General features: G+C 69.3%; 18 protein-coding genes and 1 pseudogene. 11 read left to right on the top strand and 8 right to left on the bottom strand.

What is annotated here, in order from left to right; all coding sequences use genetic code 11:
• Positions 1 to 33: 33 nt before the first annotated feature.
• Entirely contained in the window at positions 34 to 636 is a 603-nt protein-coding gene (locus tag Dsi01nite_RS29245) for an ArsR/SmtB family transcription factor (RefSeq protein WP_239136261.1), read from the bottom strand.
• Positions 637 to 725: 89 nt separating this feature from the next.
• Here Dsi01nite_RS29245 and Dsi01nite_RS29240 point away from each other — a divergent pair, with 89 nt between their 5' ends.
• On the top strand, positions 726 to 1,496 hold the full coding sequence (locus tag Dsi01nite_RS29240) for a VOC family protein (protein ID WP_203849505.1): 771 nt from the start codon (positions 726 to 728) through the stop codon (positions 1,494 to 1,496).
• A gap of 24 nt (positions 1,497 to 1,520) precedes the next feature.
• Here Dsi01nite_RS29240 and Dsi01nite_RS29235 read toward each other — a convergent pair whose 3' ends face one another.
• Entirely contained in the window at positions 1,521 to 2,000 is a 480-nt protein-coding gene (locus Dsi01nite_RS29235) for a MarR family winged helix-turn-helix transcriptional regulator (RefSeq protein WP_203849504.1), read from the bottom strand.
• An 80-nt stretch (positions 2,001 to 2,080) separates the two neighbouring features.
• On the opposite strand from Dsi01nite_RS29235, the gene Dsi01nite_RS29230 reads away from it, so the two are divergent.
• The 3 genes from Dsi01nite_RS29230 (at position 2,081) to Dsi01nite_RS29220 (ending at position 4,860) form a co-directional block, all read left to right on the top strand.
• Entirely contained in the window at positions 2,081 to 3,124 is a 1,044-nt protein-coding gene (locus Dsi01nite_RS29230) for an LLM class flavin-dependent oxidoreductase (RefSeq protein WP_203849503.1), read from the top strand.
• Positions 3,117 to 4,145 (top strand): LLM class flavin-dependent oxidoreductase, encoded by a 1,029-nt coding sequence (locus tag Dsi01nite_RS29225; RefSeq protein ID WP_203849502.1) that lies wholly within the window; start codon positions 3,117 to 3,119, stop codon positions 4,143 to 4,145. Before Dsi01nite_RS29230 ends, Dsi01nite_RS29225 begins: the two co-directional genes overlap by 8 nt.
• An 85-nt stretch (positions 4,146 to 4,230) precedes the next feature.
• Complete coding sequence (locus tag Dsi01nite_RS29220; protein WP_203849501.1) at positions 4,231 to 4,860, top strand: NADPH-dependent F420 reductase; 630 nt, start codon at positions 4,231 to 4,233, stop codon at positions 4,858 to 4,860.
• Positions 4,861 to 4,884: 24 nt separating this feature from the next.
• Here the strand turns inward: Dsi01nite_RS29220 and Dsi01nite_RS29215 are convergent, their stop codons facing one another.
• The 3 genes and pseudogenes from Dsi01nite_RS29215 to Dsi01nite_RS29205 form a co-directional block, all read right to left on the bottom strand.
• Entirely contained in the window at positions 4,885 to 5,235 is a 351-nt protein-coding gene (locus Dsi01nite_RS29215) for a hypothetical protein (protein ID WP_203849500.1), read from the bottom strand.
• Positions 5,232 to 5,552: a helix-turn-helix domain-containing protein gene (locus Dsi01nite_RS29210; RefSeq protein ID WP_203849499.1), complete on the bottom strand. Its 321-nt coding sequence runs from the start codon at positions 5,550 to 5,552 to the stop codon at positions 5,232 to 5,234. Before Dsi01nite_RS29210 ends, Dsi01nite_RS29215 begins: the two co-directional genes overlap by 4 nt.
• Positions 5,539 to 5,904, bottom strand: a pseudogene (locus Dsi01nite_RS29205) (type II toxin-antitoxin system RelE/ParE family toxin). Before Dsi01nite_RS29205 ends, Dsi01nite_RS29210 begins: the two are co-directional and overlap by 14 nt.
• On the opposite strand from Dsi01nite_RS29205, the gene Dsi01nite_RS29200 reads away from it, so the two are divergent.
• Together Dsi01nite_RS29200 and Dsi01nite_RS29195 are read left to right on the top strand one after the other, a co-directional pair.
• A complete protein-coding gene (locus Dsi01nite_RS29200; protein WP_203849551.1) occupies positions 5,866 to 6,222 on the top strand; it encodes a hypothetical protein in 357 nt (118 codons plus the stop codon). The pseudogene Dsi01nite_RS29205 and the gene Dsi01nite_RS29200 overlap by 39 nt on opposite strands.
• A gap of 62 nt (positions 6,223 to 6,284) precedes the next feature.
• Positions 6,285 to 6,572 (top strand): GlsB/YeaQ/YmgE family stress response membrane protein, encoded by a 288-nt coding sequence (locus tag Dsi01nite_RS29195; protein ID WP_203849498.1) that lies wholly within the window; start codon positions 6,285 to 6,287, stop codon positions 6,570 to 6,572.
• A 99-nt stretch (positions 6,573 to 6,671) separates the two neighbouring features.
• Here the strand turns inward: Dsi01nite_RS29195 and Dsi01nite_RS29190 are convergent, their stop codons facing one another.
• A complete protein-coding gene (locus tag Dsi01nite_RS29190; protein WP_203849497.1) occupies positions 6,672 to 7,841 on the bottom strand; it encodes a hypothetical protein in 1,170 nt (389 codons plus the stop codon).
• A 349-nt stretch (positions 7,842 to 8,190) separates the two neighbouring features.
• On the opposite strand from Dsi01nite_RS29190, the gene Dsi01nite_RS29185 reads away from it, so the two are divergent.
• From Dsi01nite_RS29185 to Dsi01nite_RS29165, 5 genes are all read left to right on the top strand, one after another.
• Positions 8,191 to 9,390, top strand: coding sequence for a glycosyltransferase family 2 protein (locus Dsi01nite_RS29185; protein ID WP_203849496.1), 1,200 nt, complete (start codon positions 8,191 to 8,193; stop codon positions 9,388 to 9,390).
• Between the two features lie 12 nt (positions 9,391 to 9,402).
• Complete coding sequence (locus Dsi01nite_RS29180; protein WP_203849495.1) at positions 9,403 to 9,561, top strand: hypothetical protein; 159 nt, start codon at positions 9,403 to 9,405, stop codon at positions 9,559 to 9,561.
• A gap of 274 nt (positions 9,562 to 9,835) precedes the next feature.
• Complete coding sequence (locus Dsi01nite_RS29175) at positions 9,836 to 10,762, top strand: endonuclease III domain-containing protein (protein ID WP_203849494.1); 927 nt, start codon at positions 9,836 to 9,838, stop codon at positions 10,760 to 10,762.
• A gap of 172 nt (positions 10,763 to 10,934) precedes the next feature.
• Complete coding sequence (locus tag Dsi01nite_RS29170; protein ID WP_373318865.1) at positions 10,935 to 12,887, top strand: HelD family protein; 1,953 nt, start codon at positions 10,935 to 10,937, stop codon at positions 12,885 to 12,887.
• Positions 12,888 to 12,941: 54 nt separating this feature from the next.
• Positions 12,942 to 13,691: a VOC family protein gene (locus tag Dsi01nite_RS29165; RefSeq protein WP_203849493.1), complete on the top strand. Its 750-nt coding sequence runs from the start codon at positions 12,942 to 12,944 to the stop codon at positions 13,689 to 13,691.
• Here Dsi01nite_RS29165 and Dsi01nite_RS29160 read toward each other — a convergent pair.
• Both Dsi01nite_RS29160 and Dsi01nite_RS29155 read right to left on the bottom strand, forming a co-directional pair.
• Positions 13,688 to 15,487, bottom strand: a complete 1,800-nt coding sequence (locus tag Dsi01nite_RS29160) for a M14 family metallopeptidase (protein WP_203849492.1) — start codon at positions 15,485 to 15,487, stop codon at positions 13,688 to 13,690. The two genes, Dsi01nite_RS29165 and Dsi01nite_RS29160, sit on opposite strands and share 4 nt — an antisense overlap.
• Positions 15,488 to 15,532: 45 nt before the next feature.
• Complete coding sequence (locus Dsi01nite_RS29155; protein ID WP_203849491.1) at positions 15,533 to 15,814, bottom strand: DUF4229 domain-containing protein; 282 nt, start codon at positions 15,812 to 15,814, stop codon at positions 15,533 to 15,535.
• Positions 15,815 to 15,864 lie beyond the last annotated feature (50 nt).

The raw sequence follows: 15,864 nt of genomic DNA, 5'->3' as shown, positions 1-15,864 counted from the left end.
GTCCTTCACATCTCTTGATCGCCAGACGCCGCCCTATGTACGGGGAAAGGTCCGGTACGTCACGTTCACCTGGCGAGACCCCTCCGGCGGATCGACGCGGCGCGATCTGGCGTACCGGTCGAACAGTGCGAGCACCTGGTCGTTGAGCTCCTGCAGCTCGGCCGCGGTCACCTGGATCTGCATGTCGGCCGAGGTCGCGGCCGTGTACCACTCGTACGACTCCTGATCGCGACGGGCCAGCCACGACCGGGCCCGGGCGTCCTCGATCTCCAGGAACATCGCCGACAGCTCGCGGTCGGCGGCCTTCTCCGCCGCCCCGCCCTCCGGGCCGGCCTCGATGGTGAGCCCCTGCAGCTGGCTGCGCCAGACCCGCTCCCGCCCGTCGCCGCGGCTCGGCGCCTGCTCGATGAGCTTGACCTTGGCCAGCTCTCGCAGGTGGTAGCTGGTCGCGCTGGGCGACAGCCCGCAGACCTCAGCCAGCTCCGTCGCCGTCGCCGGTTCACCCCCGTCGAAGAGCCGATCGAGGATCGCGATCCTCGCCGGATGCGCCAGCGCGCGCATGGTCGCCGCGTCCCGGATCTGCGCGCGGCCCGGCTCCAGCCTGACCGGAATCTCATCAGCCGTCTCATCAGCCACGCAACCAGGGTATTCATGGCTCTTCGGATGATCTAAGGTCAGACCTTTTTTCTTATCGTGAGTGATCATTTCTCGATGAGGAGCTGTCGGTGCGAGTACGTGGCTACGCCCCCGCGACACCGTGCTGGACGGTGCTGACCAGCGCCGATCCCGCTGCCTCCGCGGCCTTCTACGGCGGCCTTTTCGGCTGGACGGCCACCGCGGCCGACGACGGAACCACCACGTTCCTGCTGCGCGACCTGGCCGTCGCCGGGCTCGCTCCGGCACCCGGCCGGCCCTCGGCCTGGCTGAGCTACATCTCGACCGAGGACATCGAGGCGACCGCGGGCCTGGTCGGCGACGCCGGCGGCACCGTGCTGATGCCGCCGGTGCAGGCCGGCGCGCGGGGGCGCAGCGCGCTCTTCGCCGACGCGTCCGGGGCGGTCTTCGGCGCGTGGCAGCGCGGGACGTTCACCGGCACCCAGGTCGTCAACGAGTCCGACACGATCTGCTGGAGCGAGGTCGTCACGCCCGACGTGCCCGCCGCGGTCAGCTTCTACGGCAAGGTCTTCGGCTGGACCGAGCGCGCCGGCTCGGCGGGCGCCCACCAGGAGTATCACGAGTGGGTGGCCACGAACCGGGTGGTCGGCGGCATGAGCCCGATGGGCGAGCACTATCCGCCGGGGACGCCCGCGCACTGGCGCACGATCTTCCTGGTCGACGACTGCGCGGCCACCGCGGCCAGGGCCGCCGAGCTGGGCGGGCGGCTGATGGCCGGGCCGGTCGACGCGGGCATCGGCCTGGGCGCCTTCCTGCTGGATCCGACCGGCGCCGCGTTCCTCGCCTTCGAACTGCTGCCCGAGCTGCGCGAGCACTTCTGACGCACCGCTTCGCGCGACTCCGCGTCACTGCGCCAGGCGGGCCCGCAGCGCGGTGGCGAGGTCGCCCGCGGCCGCCAGCTGCTCCGGGGTGAGCGCGTCGACGAACAGCTCCCGGATCGCGCGCAGGTGTGGCACCGTCGCGCCCCGGAACGCCGTCGCGCCCGCGGGTGCCAGCACGACCTCGGCGCCGCGGTTGTCGGTGGCGCACTCCTCGCGACGGATGAGGCCGCGCTTCTCCATGCGGGCCAGGTGGTGGGACAGCCGGCTGCGCTCCCAGCCGACGCCCGCGGCCAGCTCCGACGAACGCATCCGCTGATCCGGCGCTTCGCTCAGCGCCAGGAGTACCGAATAATCCCCTGTCGACAGCGAGGTCTCGCTCTGCAACCGGGACGCCAGCTCCGCCCGGAGCGTGTCCGCGGTCTCGATGAACTCCCGCCAGATCCGCAGCTCATCGACGGTCGGCAGCTGGCGCCCCCGCCGCTGCCGCGGTGTGTCGTCCGTCATGACCCCTCCAATTGACGTGTCAATCATATCGTGCCAATAATTGACACGTCAATCACCGGGGATCCCGGGCAGGAGGAGACATGACGACCTTCCAGCTGGGTCTGAACTCGTTCGGCGAGGTGGCCACCGACGGTGACCGCGTCCTGAGCGACGCCGAGACCCTGCGACTGCTGGTCGAGGAGGCGCGGCTCGCGGAGTCGGTCGGCCTCGACGTGTTCAGCGTGGGCGAGCACTACCGTGCCGGCCACAACGACTCGGCGACACCCGTGCTGCTCGCGGCGGTCGCCACGGCCACCGAGCGGATCGGCCTCGGCACGTCGGTCACGGTGCTCAGCACCAACGACCCCGTGCGGCTGTATCACGAGTTCTCGACCCTGGACGCGGTGTCGAACGGCCGGGCGCAGATCGTCCTCGGCCGCGCGTCGGCGACCGAGTCGTTCCCGCTGTTCGGCTACGACCTGGCCGACTACGAGCAGTTGTTCGAGGAGAAGCTCGACCTCTTCGTGCGGCTGCAGCGGGAAGATCCGGTCACCTGGTCCGGCACCGTCCGCGCCCCGCTCGTCGAGCAGCGGCTGCACCCGCGCATGCGCCCGGGCGGCATCCCGACCTGGATCGGCGTCGGCGGCAGCCCGAACTCGGTGATCCGCGCCGCCCGCTACGGACTGCCGCTCATGCTCGCCATCATCGGCGGCCGGCCGCAACGCTTCGCCGGCCACGTCGAGCTGCACCAGCGCGCGCTGGCCCAGTTCGGGCACGCCACCCTGCCGGTCGGGCAGCACTCGCTCGGCCTGGTCGCCGACACCGACGAGGAGGCCGCGGAGACCTGGTGGCGCCACTGGCAGCCGGTGGTGACCGCGCTGGCCCGCGAGCGCGGCTTCTACGCGCCGACCCGCGAGCGGTATCAGGCCGAGATCGACCACGGGGCCCTGTTCGTCGGCTCCCCCGAGACCGTCGCCCGCAAGATCGCCGCAACCGCCCGCGACCTGCGACTGAGCCGCTTCGACCTCAAGTACGACGTCATGCACCTGCCACTGCAGGCCCGCGCCCGCACGATCGAACTGCTCGGTCGCGAGGTCGCCCCGCGGGTCCAGGAACTGCTCACGATGGAGCCCAGCCATGTCTGATCTCGAGTTCGGCCTCGACACCTTCGGCGACGTGCCGTCCGACGACAACGGCCGACCGGTCTCCTACGCCGCCGCGATCCGGCAGGTCGTGGACGAGGCGGTGCTGGCCGACCAGCTCGGCGTCGACGTCATCGCGCTCGGCGAGCACCACCGGCCGGAGTACTCCGTGTCGACCCCCGAGACCGTGCTCGCCGGCATCGCCACCCGGACGTCGCGCATCCGGCTCGCGTCCGGCGTGACCGTGCTCAGCTCGGACGACCCGGTCCGGGTGCACCAGCGCTTCGCCACGGTCGACGCGCTGTCGCACGGCCGGGCCGAGGTCATCCTCGGCCGCGGCTCCTTCACCGAGTCCTTCCCGCTGTTCGGCTACGACCTGGCCGACTACGACGTGCTCTTCGAGGAGAAGATCGACCTCTTCGTGCGGCTCCTCGACGAGCGGCCGGTCACCTGGAGCGGCACGACGCGCGCCCCGCTCGTGGACGCCGACGTCTTCCCGAAGACCGAGTCCGGCCGCCTCGCCACCTGGGTCGGCGTCGGCGGCTCGCCGCAGTCGGTCGTGCGGACCGCCCGGCACGGTCTGCCCCTCATGCTCGCCGTCATTGGCGGCCAGCCTTCGCGCTTCGGCCCGTACATCGAGCTGTACCGCCGAGCCGCCGACCAGCTCGGCACCACCGCGCACCCCGTCGGCATGCACTCGCCGGGCTTCGTCGCCGACACCGACGAAGAGGCCAAGGAGGTGTTCTGGCCGCACTACCGAGTCATCCGCGACCGGATCGGCGCCCTGCGCGGCTGGCCGCCGATCCGCCGCCAGGAGTTCGACGCCGAGATCGAGCACGGCTCCCTCTACATCGGCGCACCGGAGACCGTCGCCCGCAAGATCGCCCGGACGCTCGGCACCGTCGACGTCGGCCGCTTCGACCTCATCTACACCGCCGGCGCCCAGCCGATCAGCGCCCGCCTGCGAGCCGTCGAGCTCTACGGCACCAAGGTGATCCCGATGGTCAAGGACCTCCTGTCATGACCGCCCCGCAGCGGAGCGACGAGCCGGTCATCATGGGTGCAGCCTTTGGGTCAGGCCGACGCCGGAGCGCAGCGGAGGTGGCGGCATGACCGTCATCGGGATCCTCGGCGCGGGCAAGGTGGGCACCGTGCTCGCCCGGCTCGCCGTCGCCGCCGGCCACCAGGTGCTCATCGCCGGGTCCGGCGATCCGGCGCAGATCGCGCTCACGATCGAGGTGCTGACCCCGGGAGCGGTCGCCACCACCGCCCACGACGCCGCCACCCGCGCCGACGTGGTCATCCTGGCGCTGCCGCTCGGCAAGCACCGCACCATCCCCGCGGACGCGCTCCGCGGCAAGCTCGTCATCGACGCCATGAACTACTGGTGGGAGGTCGACGGCCACCGCCCCGACCTCACCGATCCGAGCACCTCGTCGAGCGAGACCGTCCAGGCGTTCCTGCCCGGCGCCCGGGTGGTCAAGGCGTTCAACCACCTCGGCTATCACGACCTGGAAGAGCGGGCCAAGCTCGCCGGTGCAGACGACCGCACGGCCATCGCGATCGCCGGCGATGACCCGGTCGACCTCAAGACCGTCGCCGACCTCATCGACGAGCTCGGCTTCGACCCGGTGATCGCCGGCCCCCTCCCCGAGGGCAGACACTTCGAACCGGGCACCGAACTCTTCGGCGCCGCCGTCGACGCCACAGAGGTCCGCGCCATGCTCGCCCGCGCTTAATTTCAGCAGGTCCAAGAGACGGCATCATGGCGAGCGATCGGGTCCACACACCACGTCGCCCACGACCTCCGGGCGTTGACAACACCCAGCTATGGGTTGAGGCGACCCCACCGGCTCAGCTCGCGGGTGAACCATCGGGGGAACTCTGACGGTCATCCGGCCGGTCCGCTGGGTCATGCCGAGCGAGCGCTCGCCGGCGTACCAACGAATCAGCGAAACCGTGTCGGTGGTGACGACGCCGTCCTCGGCGAAACCGGGCGGCTGCACGCCGACCTCGCTGCCGCCACGGTCGAGGACGAGCCAGAAGCGGTTGGGCCGGCGCTCGTCGACAAGGTCGAAGCGCACGACGACGCGCGGCCGGAGCAGCGTGGTCAAGCCACCTTGAGCTGCTCGTCGCCGAAATCTGCGATCAACTTCAGGGTGCCGCCGAGCGCCGCGATGTAGCGGCCCAGCACGTCCTGTGTGGAGACACTGCCGGCCTCGATCTGCGACACCCGCGCCACCGACACACCCATCCGGGTCGCAACCTGCTCCTGGGTCATCTCTCGCCGCTTCCGCAGCTCAGCCAACCGCCAGCCCCGAGCCTCGTCCACCATGGCACCGACCGCGGCGTCGAATGCCTCCTGACCACCGGCGGTGTCGACCGCACGCTCGAGGTGATCCGTGTCCCGCCACCGCTTAACGCTGCCCATCGCCGATCTCCCCTTCTCGCTCCTTCAAGTATGTGGCGTAGAGCTGCTCCGCCTCAGGTATGGCCTCGCGATACCAGCGACTCCACTGTCCGGACTTGTCTCCAGCGACGAGCAGGACGGCCGATCGCCACGGGTCGAACACGAACAAGATCCTGACCTCGCTTCGACCGCCGGACGGCGGTCGAAGTTCCTTCATGTTGGTGATCCGCGACGCAGCGATGCTGTCGACCAACGGCCTGCCCTCGGCCGGACCGTTCTGCTCCAGGACGAGAATTGCCTAATTCACAAGCCGGTGAGTGTCACGGTCGGCTTCATGAAGCGCGTCGAGGAACTCCTCAACCTGCGCGGTCATCAGGATCTCCCACTCCACAGCCGCACCTCCACGGTTAACAATATTATTAACATCAAGCACCGTAGCGCACGACAGGGAATCGGTGCAGGGATGGCGGCGGAAGATGCCGGTGTCCGCTTGCCCGCCGCGGTGAGTAGGCACCGCAGCGTTGCCGGCACGGGAAGGCGAGGACGCTGCCGGCGAACGCACCTGGAAGCCACACACAAGGAACCTGCGCAGGACGTCGATGGTTGCCGGCGAGTGGCCACAACGGGCCTGGTCAAGTCGCCACGAGTGCTGCGAAAGCTCGAAGGCGAGCCCGGCGCGTGGGACAGGTGACATGTGGGTACGCGTGGGTAGGGAGGGTGCGTTGCGGGCGAGCCACGAGGAAGGGGGCCGACATGATCGGGACGATCTTGTGGGCAATTATCGGCGGCGCCATCATCGGTGTTCTTGCGCGACTGATCCTGCCCGGCCGGCAGAACATATCGGTCGCGCTCACTGTCGCGGTCGGCATCGTCGCCGCGCTGATCGGAGGTCTTATCGCCACCTGGCTCGGGGTCGGGCAGACCTCGGGCGTCGACTGGATCCGGCACGGCATTCAAATTGCGCTCGCGGTTGTCGGCGTCTACATCGCCGCCCGGGTGACGAGCGGACACGGGCGGCCTGCCGGCACCACCCGCGTGTAATGCGCCGTTGATCGGGTCGAGCTCAAAGGAACTCAGAGGAACAGGCAGCAGGGCTCGTGTGCCCCCGTGGCGCACGAGCCCTGCCGTCCACCGCCCGGGTCAGTTGCCGTAGGTGATGACCATCGGCGCCGGCTGGAGCGCCATGACCTGTTCCTCGGTCATCAGCTTGTTCTTGGACTCCAGCTGGTAGAAGATCTTGAATCCGCCGTACCTGAAGTTCTGGAACCGCTGCATGCCCTGGTCGACCCATTTGGCGTACTGCCCGGTCTTCATCTCGATGTCGCCGGGCCAGCCGCCCACCGAGTCGACGTGGATCACCACGTCCACCCGGCTGTCGTTGATCAGGTTCCGCTTGTCGGCGATGATCGCCGCGCCCGGGTTGTAGGGATCGGGCAGGTCGTCGCCGTCGGGCCGGTACTGGTGGATCATGAACATCTTGCGCGGCACCTGGTATTCCTTCGGCATCCGCGCGACCGCGCTGATGAGCGGGTTGAGGTCAGCGGCGCGCACGTTGGACAGATTGACGCCCGGGACGCCGTTGTGCCGCGGGAACATCCACTCCGGATCGACGGCGACGTGCACGAACGGCAACTTGAGATACGGCCGGAAGAAGTTCAATTCCGCCACCGGGTCGGACCAGCCGAAATTGAGGTCCAGAAACAGCAGCAGGTTGTTCTTGCGACAGAATTCGACGTACTCGTCGATCGTGGCCGCGGGCACATGATGGCTGTACGTGCCGGCCGGCCCCGGCTTCCGGTCCGGCACGCTGACGACGAGATCGATTCCGGCCAGCACGGGATGTGCCGGGTCGAGCCGCTGATACACCGACGCCTGTTGCCTGAGCCGGGCGAGCATCGCCCCGGTGAGCTCATGTGCCGGGCCGGTGACGGCGGCGTCGGGCACCGCATAGAAGGCGACGACGCGGTTGCGCGGCAGCGCCGCACCGGCGTCGGGATCGAACCGCGGCGGCGGCGACGCGGTCGGCGTGGCAACCGGCGCCGAGACGGCGTGGGTCTTGTCGCTACCGGCGTTCATGACGTACGTGGTGATCGACACGATCGTGACGAGCGCGAGCACCGCCGGCACAATCATGATCGGTTGAATCAGGCGGCGTGGTTTCGGTGTTTGAAATTGCGACGGTGCATCGATCATGGAACAGGTGTCCTTTGTTTCTGAAGTCGCACCCGGACCGCGGTCTGCGAATCCGACGTGCGTCCGCTCCAGTCCGGCCTCGAGATGCCGGCGTCGACTCCCCGTTACGCACCGCACCAAACCACCGACGTTGCGGTGACTGTGCCTTCACCCGCGGACCGGTCGCCGTATGAGTTCGCGAGTGACGCATTGCCATTGCCCCGCCGTACCCCCCGCCGACCAATGATTCATTCAAGCGATTTCACCCGGGTGAAGCGGCACCGATTGCCCTGCGACCCCACAACGGCTTCCAGCAAAGTCGGCTCCGCAACCGTCATGAATTCGCGTCCGTCGTGCCGCGTCCCGTCCCGAGTCGACGGTTGATCGGTCACGCGAGCCAGCGGAGACCCCTGAAACCAAGAGGCATGAAAACCGAAGGGCAATGCAGCCGTGCGCTTCAGCCTGACCGACAACATGATTGACGTAGATGATTGACGTCGAGCGCGACGCATCCGGATCCGGCCAGAAGACCGACGGCGACCCCACTGTCGCCGTCCGCGCATTCCCGCGGCAGCGCTCCCGCCATGACCGGCCCACCGCGAAGATCGTCGCGCTGGTTCCCGCATACAACGAATCCGAGACCATCACCGACACCATCCGGGCGCTGCGACGGCAATGGTCCCCGCCGGTCGACCGGATCGTTGTCGTGCCGAACAACTGCACCGACAACACCGCCCAGATCGCCGCCACCGCCGGCGCCGAGGTGTTCGAGTTCCCCGGTCACAACCCCCACAAGAAGGCCGGCGCGCTGAACTGGGCCGTCATCAACCTGTTGCCCGACCTCGCCGACGACGACTTCCTGCTCGTCACCGACGCGGACAGCGTCCTGCACCCGGACTTCACGCAGCATGCCGTCAGGGCGCTCACCCGGCCCCGCACCGGACGCCGTGGGCGGCGACCCGTCGGCGCCGCCTGCGCCAGCTTCCACACGTCGCGCAACGGCACCACCCTGCTCGATCGGCTGCAGCGCAACGAGTACGCCCGGTTCGCGCGGCAGGTCGCCCGGCGCATGGACAAGGCGCTCGTGCTGTCCGGTGTCGCCACCCTGCTCCAGGTCCGCGTGATCCGGGATGTGCTCATCGCCCGCGGTCAGGGCCGGCTCCCGGGCTACCGCGGTGAGCTGTACCACCGCGACACCGCCACCGAGGACATCGAGTTGACGTTCGCGGTGCGGGCGCTCGGCTACCGGCCGATGGCGCCGTCGAAAGCCACCGCGATCACGGAGTCGATGCCGACCTGGAAGGCGCTGAAGGATCAGCGGGTCCGCTGGCAGCGGGGCATGCTGGACAGCCTCCGCCTGTACGGGATGAACCGGCGCACGTTCGGCACCTGGGTCCGCCAGATCGCGATCTACACCGGGTCGCTGCTGGTGCCGGCGTATCTCGCGTTCCTGGCCCTGTTCCTCGCCGTGACGGGCAGCCTGCCGTTCGACCCGCGCTGGCTGCCGTTGACGGGTCTTTTCTTCCTCGAGCGGGTCTGGACGGTCCGGTCGGGTCGTCCCGGTGACATCGCGCTGGCGGCGTCGATGCTGCCCGAGTGGCTGTTCGAACAATGGCGCGCCGGCGTGTATTGGCTGGCGGCGTGGAAGACGGTTCGTGGTGCTGACCGCGAATGGATCAATCACTGAGAAGGAGTGCACATGTACGGAGGAAGTGTCGCCGGTGGAACGGGCGCCGGTGTTGCGACACTGCCGGTGACCGGACTGTCGATCGGCTGGCAGGTGGTGCTCGCCGCCACGTTGATCATGGGCGGCTTCGCGCTGCTCCGGTTGGTGCCCCGGGTCCGGCGGCAGCACTGACGGTCGCCGGGCCGGCGCCGTGCTCATGGACCACAACGGTGGTTGGTCGGGGTACACCGATCAACCACCGTTCTTGAGCACCAGCACGCAGAGCCCCTGTCGCACCACGTGTAACGCGGCGGGCACGTAGAGCGCCACTTCGGAAGTGGCACACCTCCGAAGTGGCATCGGCATCGGCGCGTCCAGCGCCGAATGGCGCTCGCGGCGACGCGGGGCGGACCCGATGGCATCTCGGCCGTCCTCGCCGTCCCAGATCCGCCGATGAGGTGCACCGATGCCTACCACATTGAGCCTGGCCTGCGAAAACACTCCCGATCTCGCGGCCACCATGCAACTGCAGCTCCCTGCCCTGGCCTGGCAGATGATCGGGGCCGGCGCCTGGCAACGCACCTTCCACCTGCACGGGCAGGGCATCCGGGTCCGAGTCGAGAGCGACCGTGGCGGGCTGCGGTTCTCGTTCCGGACCGGCCCGGAAGAAGAGCTGTTGCGGAATCTGCTGACGGCCACGTTCCGTAACGGTGAACAGGTCGGTGCCATGGCCCTTGCGGGCCACCCGGCATTGAGCGCGCTGCGCCGACATCACCAGGGCATGATCCTGCTGGCAGGATCGCCGTTCGAGACGCTCGTGCTGGCCGTCCTGGCCCAGACCCGACCCGCCGCGGCCGTACGGAAGGTGTTCCCCCGACTCGCCGCCGAATGCGGTGGACTCACCCCTCAACGACTTCTCGCCCTGCCGTTGCCCAGACTGACCCAGTTGGTCAGACCGCTCGGCGCGGTCAAGGCCGCCCGCCTGCACGCCACCGCGGCGATCCTCACCAGGCGCGGCACGACGCTCTTCGATCAGCTGATCGGCGGCTCCGACTCGGGCGCACTGAACAACCTCCTGACGTCGCTGCCCGGTGTCGGCACACATACCGCCGCCGTCGTGATGACGATCGTCAACGACGCCGCGGACACGGTGCCGATCGATCAGCACCTGATGCGGGTCGCCTACCGGCTCGGTCTCACCGACTACGACGGCGGCCTCACCAACCCGGGTTGCCGCCGAGTCGCCGCGGACCTGCTCGCCTACGGCCCGGACCTGGCGCGCGTTCACCCGCTGATCCAGCAGGTCGCCTACGACACATGCACCGTGAGCACCCCGGACTGCCGACGCTGCTTCCTCGCCGAGTCCTGCCGCCACGCGGCCCGCACCGCGTGATGCCCGGATCTGATGGAACGCTGCGATATTCGGTGGAGTGGTGGACGCGCCGCGCGTAATGTGAATGACCGCTTGACGGCCGCGGTGAGGTAGGCACCGCAGCGGACGTCCCGACGCGCCGGGCAGCCCCCGGATACGCGAGCGAGCAGCAGCTGAGATTCCCCTGAAGGAAATCAACGTGCCCGCACTGCAAGACGAGCTCGCCGCCGAGCGAGCGCACCTGGAAGCCTCACGCAAGGCCCTGCGCAGGATGCGGGAGCATGCCGAGGACCTCTTCGCCACCGGCAATCAGGTCGCCGGGGACCCGTTCGCCGCCGAGACGCTCGGCCGGCACCTGGCCCGGCGGATCGCCGAGCTGGCCGACAGTCCCGACACCCCACTGTTCTTCGGCAAGCTGGACGTCGCCGCGGTCGACGACGACGAGGGCGGCAGGTTCCACGTCGGGCGGCGGCACGTCACCGACGTGGCCGGGGAGCCGATGGTGCTCGACTGGCGGGCGCCGATGAGCCGGAAGTTCTACCAGGCGAGCGTCAAGGACCCGCAGGACGTCAGCACCCGGCGCCGGTTCGGCTTCGTCAGGGGCGAGCTGACCAGCTTCGAGGACGAGCACCTGCGGGCCGGGGAGGAGCTCGGGACCAGCCGGATCCTGCTCGAGGAGATCGAGCGGCCGCGCGTCGGGCCGATGCGCGACATCGTCGCCACCATCCAGCCCGAGCAGGACGAGCTGGTGCGCGCCGAGCTGGACGAGTCGATCTGCGTGCAGGGCGCCCCCGGCACCGGGAAGACCGCGGTGGGGCTGCACCGGGCGGCGTACCTGCTGTATCTGCACCGGGAGCGGCTGCGCCGGTCGGGGGTGCTCATCGTCGGGCCGAACAGCGCGTTCCTGAGCTACATCGCCAGCGTGCTGCCGGCGCTGGGTGAGATCGAGGTGCAGCAGTCCACGATCGACGGGCTGCTCGGCACCCCGGTGAAAGGCGTCGACGCGGATGCCGCGGCCGAGGTGAAGCACGACCCGAGGATGGCCACGGTGCTCGCGCGGCGGCTCAACGCCAAGATCAAGCGGCCGGAGGAGCCGCTGACCGTGTCGGACGGGTCCTACCGGTGGCGGGTGTCGACGGAGGCGCTGCGCCGGATCGTGGACGACGTGCGGCGGGAGGCGCCGCCGTACGGGATCGGCCGGGAGCGGGTCCGGGCGCGGATCGTGTCGCTGCTGATGCGGCAGTCGGAGGCGCGGCGCGGCGACTCGCCGAGCGAGGGGTGGCAGCGCCGGATGGGTCGCTCGCAGCCGGTGCTCGAGGTGCTGGATCACGCGTGGCCGGCGGTGACGCCGGAGCAGCTGGTGTTCGAGGTCCTCAGCGACCCGGCCGACGAGGTGCTGGAGCCGCATGAGCAGGCGGCGATCGCCTGGGCGAAACCGCCGAAGACCGCGAAGTCCGCGCGATGGACCGTGGCGGATGCGGTGCTGATCGACGAGGCCGCCGGTTTGATCGACCGGGTGCCGTCGTTCGGCCACGTGGTGCTGGACGAGGCGCAGGACCTGTCACCGATGCAGGCGCGGGTGATCGCCCGGCGCTCCGAGCACGGGTCGATCACGCTGCTCGGCGACCTGGCGCAGGGCACGGCGCCGTGGGCGGCCCGGGAGTGGCGGACGCTGCTGGGGCATCTCGGCAAGCCGGGCGCACGGGTCGTGCCGTTGACGACCGGGTTCCGCGTGCCGGCCGTGGTCGTGGCGCTGGCCAACCGGCTGCTGCCCGCACTGGGGGTCGACGTGCCGGAGGCGCGGTCGCTGAGGACCGACGGGGCGCTCACCATCGGTGCCTTTCCGTTGGCGGAGGTGGTACAGCGGGCGCTCGCCTTCGAAGGCTCCATCGGCGTGATCGCGGCTGACGCGACAGTGCCGCAGATCGTTGCCGCCGGCATTGAGAGCGAGCGGGTCACGGTCCTGCCGGCCAGTCTCGCCAAGGGTCTCGAGTACGACCACGTGATCGTGGTGGAACCGGCGGACATTGTGGACGCCGAACCCCGCGGACTCAATCGGTTGTTCGTGGTTTTGACGCGGGCCGTCTCGCGGTTGGACGTCCTCCACGAACGTCCGCTTCCTCCGCCCTTGGATAGGGTTTCGTGATCACTGTCCGGATGTCACTATCTCGAAACACTGTGACAACCGGAGGGACGCGGAATGCGAGTACGGGGTTACGCACCGGGCACACCGTGCTGGGCCGAGGTCGCAAGTCCCGACCCTGTTGCCGCGCGCGCGTTCTACGGCGGCCTCTTCGGCTGGCAGTTCAACGATGACGGGCACTTCACGCTGAACGGTCGTGCGGTGGCCGGTCTGCGCACTGCGACCGGCCGCGGACCGGCCGCCTGGCTGATCTCGATCTCCACCGACGATCCAGCCGGCACCGCGGACGCAGTCCAGCGCGCGGGCGGGACCGTCAAGGTGCCCCCAACCAGCGTGCGGGACCTCGGCACGCTGTCCGTGGTCGCCGACGCGGGCGGCGCGGTCTTCGCCACGTGGCAACGCAGCCGGTTCGGCGGCGCGCAGGTGTCCTTCGAGCCCGGGGCGATCTGCTGGTACGAACTGGCGTCCCACGACCTGGCCCGCACCAGCGCCTTCTACGGCGAGGTGTTCGGCTGGCACTCCGTGGAGACGGAAAACCCGGAGCCCTACTTCGAGCTGCACCACCACAACGACGCCGTCGGTGGGCTCCTGCCGATCGACGACCGGTTCCCCGCCGGCCTGCCGGAGCACTGGACTGCGTGCTTCATGGTCGACGACGCCGTCACGGCATGCGAGCGGGTGACTTCACTGGGTGGCAGCGTCGCGCGCAAGCCGATGCCGTCGTCGGCGGGTTGGTACGCCCGCGTCGCCGACCCGGCGGGCGCACATTTCGCGCTGATCGAGATTTCCGACGAATATCGCTTTTAAGACTTAATGATCATGACGTTGTCCACGGCCGCCTCCACGAGGCTGGCCCCGCCGGCGTCCGTCGCCTCGATCACCAGTTGGATCGTCTTGCCGGCGTAGGCGGTCAGGTCCGCGCTGGCCTCGGCCCAGGCCGCGTCGCGGTCGCTCGCCGCGCCGGCCTGGGCGAACACCGCCGTCTTCGTGCCGCCGTGCAGCACGCTGACCTTGAACAGATCGCTGGCGGACGCGTTGGCGGCGTGGGCGAAGTACCAGGACCAGTCGAGGGTCAGCGTATCGGCGGCCGGCAGCGCGATCGACGGTGATCGCACCGCCGTGGTGCCGCCGTCGACGTCGTAGCTGCCCGCCGACGAACCGGCCTTGCGGCCGGTCACCAGGTCGTTGTCGCCGCTGACGGCCCCGCCGAGCTGCTTCGGGCCGTTCTGCGTGGTCGCCTCGGGATTGCCGCGCTCCCAGAGCCCGCCGGTCGCGGTGCCCTTGGTGACCGTCCAGCCCTTGGCGCTCTCGAAGTCGTCGGACCAGACCGCGTTCGCGGTGCCGCCCTTGCAGTACTGGGCCTGCTTGCCGATGATCCGATACACGCAGTCGGCGAACTCCGCGAGCTGCAGGCTGGCCTCCTTGTTGCGGGCGGTCTGCGCGGTGATCACGCTCGCCGGCGGGTAGAAGCCGTTGCCGCTGGGGTTGGAGCCGGGGTACATCTCGAACGTGTACGCGAAGATCCCCTGCGTCGCCCACAGCCAGTCGATGATCGAGCCGTCGGTGATGTACAGGTCGCTGGACTGCTCGGGCGTGTAGCCGTTGGAGTTGGCCATCCGGGTGCCGAGGCTCTGGAACACTGCCTGCTGGTCGGCGTTCAGCCCGGCCGCCGTGTCGGCGGTCGTGTAGCCGAACGGCCAGAGGATCAGCTCGCTGAACGTGTGGAAGTCGATGCTCGTCCTGATCTGCTGCACCCCGCCGACGCGGCGGCTGAGCACGAAGTCCCGCAGGCGCTGGATCTCGGGCGCGGAGAACGCCGACGGGCCGTGGTACGTCTCCGACGACGGGCTGTCCGAGGAGCCGCCGCAGCAGGCGAACCGGTAGCTCCAGTTGCGGTTGAGGTCGGTGCCGACGCTGCCCGACCCGGCGTTGGGCTGCCGGTTCTTCCGCCAGTTGCGGTAGGAGCCGGTGGCCACGTCGTATTCGCCGCCGTCGGGGTTCAGGTCGGGCACGATCCACAGTTCGCGGCCATCGACCAGCTTCGTGATGCGGGCGTCCTTGCCGTAGCCGTCGGTGTACAGCTTCACCAGGTACAGCGCCATCTCGACCGTGAGGTGTTCGCGGGCGTGCTGGTGGGCGCCGTAGAGGACCTCCGGCTCGTCCTCGTCGACCGCGACGTTGTCCGAGATCTTGATCAGCGGCAGGTCGCGACCCTCATACGACTTGCCGAGGCTGGTCTTGCGGATGATCGCCGGGTGGGCGGCGACCGCCTTGTCGAGCTCGGCGATCATCTCCGCGTAGTTGTGGTACGCCTTGTCGGCGGCCGGGAAGTCCTCCGCCCGCTGCCCTTCCACGACAAATCCCTGGTCGCGGAGCGCGCGGACCTCGGACGGCAGCGCGGTGATCTCGGCCCGGCCGTGGTCGATCGTGTCGATGGCGGCCCCGCTGCGGGCGACCCGGTTGCGGTCGTCCAGGGTGCGCACACCCTCGACCACGTATCGGCCGGACTTCTCGGCGGGCACGGCACTGGCGGGATTGATCCCCACGAGCATCAGCAGGCCGACACCGGCGAGCGTGAGCGATACGGAGAGCCTGCGGCCCATCGAGCCTCCTTGGGTGGTCTTGCACCATCCAAGGTTTAAGCGCTATTAGTCCGCTTTGGTGGTGCTTTCACCCCCATCATCATCCCCGTTGAGCGCGGCGCGCAGTCGTTCACGCTTTTCGGTGCGACGCGTGGCGGCGCCGACCGCCTGCACGGAGGCCTCCTCCCGGAGGCCTTTCAGCAGGAAGAAGGCCAGCGCGGCGGAGATCACCACGGCGATCATCAGCTTCAGCAGGACGCTGATGTCGAGCGGGACGGCGAACATCGCACCGGCCGCGAGAACGAAGAGCCCGAGCCGGGCGAGCGTGTACTTCAACAGCGCAGACATGGTCTGGCCAGGATATCGCCGCCCGCACGGACCACTCAAAGCCGCCCACC

It is taken from the genome of Dactylosporangium siamense (genome assembly GCF_016862795.1).
Taxonomy (GTDB): Bacteria; Actinomycetota; Actinomycetes; order Mycobacteriales; family Micromonosporaceae; genus Dactylosporangium; species Dactylosporangium siamense.
The sequence above is the reverse complement of the archived record's forward strand: the minus strand, read 5'-3'. Positions and strand labels throughout refer to the sequence as shown.